General features: G+C 28.2%; 3 protein-coding genes. 1 reads left to right on the forward strand and 2 read right to left on the reverse strand.

Features of this window, described 5'->3' with window-relative positions; all coding sequences use genetic code 11:
- Positions 1-166: 166 nt before the first annotated feature.
- Positions 167-1069 carry an FHA domain-containing protein gene (locus tag HCCG_RS10665; RefSeq protein WP_002957559.1) on the reverse strand — a complete coding sequence of 301 codons (903 nt, stop codon included), beginning with the start codon at positions 1067-1069 and terminating at the stop codon, positions 167-169.
- Positions 1059-4610: a type VI secretion system membrane subunit TssM gene (gene tssM, locus HCCG_RS10670; RefSeq protein ID WP_002957560.1), complete on the reverse strand. Its 3552-nt coding sequence runs from the start codon at positions 4608-4610 to the stop codon at positions 1059-1061. Before tssM ends, HCCG_RS10665 begins: the two co-directional genes overlap by 11 nt.
- Before the next feature lie 142 nt (positions 4611-4752).
- On the opposite strand from tssM, the gene HCCG_RS10675 reads away from it, so the two are divergent.
- The gene (locus tag HCCG_RS10675; protein ID WP_002957561.1) at positions 4753-5268 is read left to right on the forward strand and encodes an Hcp family type VI secretion system effector; all 516 of its coding nucleotides are present in this window, start codon (positions 4753-4755) and stop codon (positions 5266-5268) included.
- The last annotated feature ends 115 nt before the right edge of the window (positions 5269-5383 follow it).

Consider the following 5383-nt stretch of genomic DNA (forward strand, 5'->3'; position numbering starts at 1 on the left):
TGCCTCTATGCAAATTAAAATGTAATCATCTCCAATGGGTGTGGAGGACAATTACCACATACCCCAAACCCATCTTGGCATAAAAGTTAGGTAAATGAGCATTGCAATCAATACATTACTCATATATTGATTGCAAGTTTAAAGTCGCCACATACATCATAATGGTCTATGAATACCTATTTTTATATTTTTCCAAAGCTTTGATAGTTAAATTCTCAAATAAAGCTTTCTCTTCCTTGATGTTGCCCTGAATGGCGACTTGGAGATATTTTATAAACATATTTTCTTCCATTTCTTCAAAAATAGGGCTATATAATTCTTTACTAATCAAACTTAAGGCTAAAAGATTAATGAGTGTTGTAGATTTTATAAGTGGAATATTAGCAATAATCTTTTCTAAATCTCTAATATCTAATTTCCCATATTGCTCGTTCAATTTTGCACTTTTTTGATTCATTTGCAATTCTCTTAAAGTTTTATCAATGGTTTTTAAAATGTTTTGATATTCAAATTCCAAAGGATTCTTTTTATCACTTTGATTTAAAAAACTATTATCTATTTTTTCCTCTATAAAAGCGTAATCGGTCTTGCTCTCAACAATCTCTTTTATATTTTCCTTTTCTTTAAAATCAAATTGAATCTTACCTCTAGGCGTTAAAAGCCCTTCATTTATTTCATCGCACTTTTCAATGTCATCAAGCTTCTCCTTGTTTCTTAAAAATTCTTCATTGATTTCTTTATAATCCACAAAACGAAATTGAACGTTTGAAATTCTAAAAATATCACCTTTATTAATAATAGTTTCAAAACCACCTTGCATTTTAGAAAAAGATTCGTTATAAAAAACAACAGCATCTTCCACAGGAGCAATAGTAAAAAATCCTTCTTCAAAACCTATTCTCAGATGTTTGCTTTGTATTTTGTTTTCTCTATCTTGGACACAAAAAGAACATTGGAAATCACTTCCTATAAACCCACCCTCTTTATCAAAAATATATGCTTTACCTCTAGTTAAAATCTCTTCTAAGTTTTCAATAATAACTCCAATTTTTTCTTCGTTATCTGCCATTGTTATTTCCTCCTATTGTAATACGTTCTACGATTTTTATCTGCGGGAGTGCATTAAGGATTTGATGAGTCTCTGAAGCACCATTAATCAATTTAAAATCAAAATATAATTTTTTATTATTATTAAAAATTACACTATACGCACCATTATTTTGATTTTCTTTTAAGAATCTATACCAAGCCCACTCGCCAATATACATTTTATGATGGCTTAAATTTAAATTGTGGTAATCAAAAGCTGTCAAATTCAAATTCGTATTATTATTAAATTGTTCTCCAATAATCTGTAGAGCAGAATTTAAAGTATGGTCATACTTCATATTATGAGAATTGTATTGTAATTCTATAGAAGAGAAATCGGCACTCAAATCTAAACTTTGTAATGTAAAATTAACTCTTATATTATCATTTGAGTTTAACATTAAGTATGAAAGGTTTTTAGTCTCTCTCATAAAATCTAAAAAATTCTTAGAAAAATTTATTTTAACATCAGATTGAGTATTTAAGGAATAAGTATTTGTCTTCTTAACTAGTACAGAATTTAAATATTTATCATAAAACCTATTAATAGTCCCATTTCTGCCAAAGAATTCTTTGAAAGAATCTATACTTAATTGCTGTGTGCTTTCATCATTAAAAGGATAAAAAGGGGCAATATCATTGATAAAGGGGGTATAAACTTCATTGAACCAAGCAGTATTAAGCAAAGAGACTCCGTGAGACTCTACGAGATTCCAAGCATATAAATGTAATTTTGCATAATATTTTTCCAATTCTGGCGGAAGCTTTTTAATATCATTAACAAACACTATAAAAGGGTCATCTTGTTCTTTTCCACGATTAAGTGCATATGCTATCTTATTTTCAACACTTTGAGTATTATTTGTGCCAAACTCTATTATCTTGGTTTGGATGTTTTTAATATCTAAACCAAGAACTTCCATAATCTTTACATCATTATTGATATTAAGACCTACTGCCGAAGCTCCAGAACTTAGAATAGAATCTTGCTCCGCAATTTTATGATAAGAACTAAAAAAATGGGTAATATTGCCAAAATGTGTTTTAATCTCATTGGCATTAAGCCCTATATTATAGGCTTCTCCAAGCAAAAAAGCATCATTTAACTTGGTATTAGTGCTAACGATTCTAATTAAAGTCGATACAGGATTATCCTTTTTAGATAGAATATCGAGCTGATTGAGTATAGATTCTTTAGAATTATATTGTTTTGGTGCAAGAGAAAGAAGTAAATCTTCCCATTTATTTTGATATTCCACTAAATACAATTTGAGTATGTCTATAGAAAGCATACCCTTATTTTCTTTTGTCAAGCCATCAGTGCTTTCAAGCATCCAAGATTCTATATTTATTATATCATCTACATTTTGATTGAGATTTTGTAAAAATCCTATCATTCCATTTTTGGTATAGATTTTATCTATGGAAGCTATTTTACTTGATTCTGCAAAAACATTAGTCGCGGCAAAGCCTAATTCTTCTTTTATTTTATAAATTTCTTTTCGTTTATCACTATTTAAAAAATTTAACAAAACATATAGTCTTTGTGGTCTTGATGTCGTTCTTTGTAGCATTTTGATTGCTAATTCAATGCTCTTTTTATCTTCATAAAAACTTTCTATATGAATCTTTTGAATAGCATCAACTCCACTTAAGAAATTCTCCCTAGAAATATTATATTTACTTAGTAATTGCCAATTTTCATTAATCCAAATTTTAAGCAAATTTTTGTTCAAATATTTTTGTTCAAATAAAGATTTATACATATACAAAGTTTTTATTAAATTATTTTTATCATTTTCATCTGTTTGTAAAATATATTCCATCTCTTTAAGTAAAGTATTTTTAAGCACATCTTCGTTCAATTTATAATAAAACTCTTGAGCATTTAAAAAACCTCTATATGATATATTCAAACTTGGATATTGCATAAGATTATTATTTGCTAAGAGTTGAGGATAGACACCCAAAATATTTTTTAAATTTGCAAGTAAATTTGCTCTTTCTTTTATACTAAACTTTTTGTAGTCTGTATCACTTAATAAAACCTGCAATGCGGTTAAAGTGCTTTCTGCCTTTTCTTTTTCTGCTTTATGCCTAGAAATAAAATAAAAGGATAAGAAATAAGTGCTTAAACTTACAATTAATACAAGCAACAATAAAGAAAACTTTTTAAAAATATTTTTCATACTGCTCAAAGAATAATCTTTAAAAATAATATCATCTAATAAAGATTTCACAAAGTAACTCTGCTTATTGTGTAAGGGATTCACTTTTGCTAATGTTTTTTTAATATTGTATTTCTCACATATACTATCGAGTAAAAAGTTTCTAGGAATATTTTCTTGATAAGCACTTACAAAATACACTCCTCTTAACAAAGAATTATTCTTAAATGTGTTTTCGTTCTGTATCTCTAAAAGAAAGTTTTTTGCTAAAGCGAATAGATTATCAAACTGCTTTAAAAAAAGATAAGTCTTGTTTTTGTCCTCAAGAGAATGAATAAAATGATTTTTATTGGTAAAATTTAAAAACAAAGACTGACTTAGTTGCTTTAACCGTTTATCTAAAATATCATCATTTAACTTCTCTTTAAAACTAATACCTAAAGCTCTATCAACTATTCTTTCATTAAAAATTTCAAAAAACTCTTTCATGCCCTCTAATAAATCAATCTTAGAAAAAACTACATAAATAGGAAATTGAAGATTAAGATAATTTTCGCAATCATTTACTCTTTTTACAAGATAGCGAATAATATCTTTTGAATACTCTTTGGGATTGCTTAAAAATAATCTTGTATCTATTACTAAAACTATGCCATTGAGCTTATTATGAAAAAAGTTTCTATTTAAGAAGTTTAAAAAAATCCTCCAAATATTCTTTTTAATCAGAAATTCTTTGTTTTTATCTAAATCATCTTCTGGAAGTTCATCACTGCTTGATGGGACAAAAAACTTTTCTTGAGAAAAATAATTTCCCTCTGTATCAAGCAAAGCTCCATTTTTAGAAACATACAAAGAAAAATTATTAGTGGATTGATGAAATTTCTTATAAGATTGCAGACTATCACTTAAGGGATATTCTACATTAGAATAATTGATAAAAGTGCTTTTCCCAGCACCTTCTTCCCCCACAATGATAATTAAAGGCAATTTTTTGAATTTTATTTTCTTCCAAGTTGTCTTGGCATCTTGTAAAGCAATAAAAAAGTTTCTTTTGGCTCTAAATACGAAGTCATTAGATTCTTTTTTCAAGGCTTTTAATTTTGCCCTTCTTTCACTTTTGAGCGACAGAAAAAAATTAATGGTTGGTTTAAGAAAGAAAAATAAAAAAACGATAAGCCACAGTATAAATATGATTCCAAATCTCAAATATGGATTCCCAAAGATATAAATATCATTAAACGATATTGAAGAACCCCAAAACCAAAATAATATACTCAAAACAATAAAAAATGTGAGCAATAACAAAATAACAAATAACTTAGATTTTATAAAATCAAAAATTTTTCTAAACATATTACTTTTCTCCAACTCCTTTAAATATTGATATTTTATTAAAATTTAACGACATTTTATAACATTCTTTTAAATTTTATGCTAAAATAGTATCACTTGTATTAAGTATAAGTAAAATAAACTAAAAAATTAAGGAGACAAAATGGCACAACCAGCCTATATAAAAATTGAGGGTTCTACTCAAGGACTTATTTCAAGTGGAGCTTCCACAGAAGCGAGTATTGGAAATCGTTACCAAGCAGGACACGAAGACGAGATTATGGCACAAGAAGTTGCTCATATTGTAACCGTTCCAACAGACCCACAAAGCGGACAACCATCAGGGCAAAGAGTGCATAAGCCTTTTTCTTTTACCTGTTCTTTAAATAAGGCTGTTCCTCTGCTTTATAATGCACTCACAAGCGGGGAGAGATTAACAAGTGTAGAAATTCATTGGTTTAGAACTTCTACAAGTGGGGGACAAGAGCATTATTTCACAACAAAATTAGAAGACGCTATTATTACAGATATTAATCTTGTAATGCCTAATGCACAAGAACAAAACAATAGCGATAAAACAGAGCTTTTTAAAGTTTCTCTCAATTATAGAAAAGTGATTTGGGAGCACATTGCCGCAGGGACAAGTGGAAGTGATGATTGGAGAGAAACTAAAGTTTAAAGCTTCCCAATAAACCCTTTTATAGCTGTTATTTTATACATTATACTAAGGGGGGGGGGTTGGTTTAGTTCTCCTATTGTAATAATTTGTTACAAAAAGAAGCATTTAAAAATAT

This window comes from Helicobacter cinaedi CCUG 18818 = ATCC BAA-847, from assembly GCF_000155475.1.
In the GTDB taxonomy this organism is placed as follows: Bacteria; Campylobacterota; Campylobacteria; order Campylobacterales; family Helicobacteraceae; genus Helicobacter_C; species Helicobacter_C cinaedi.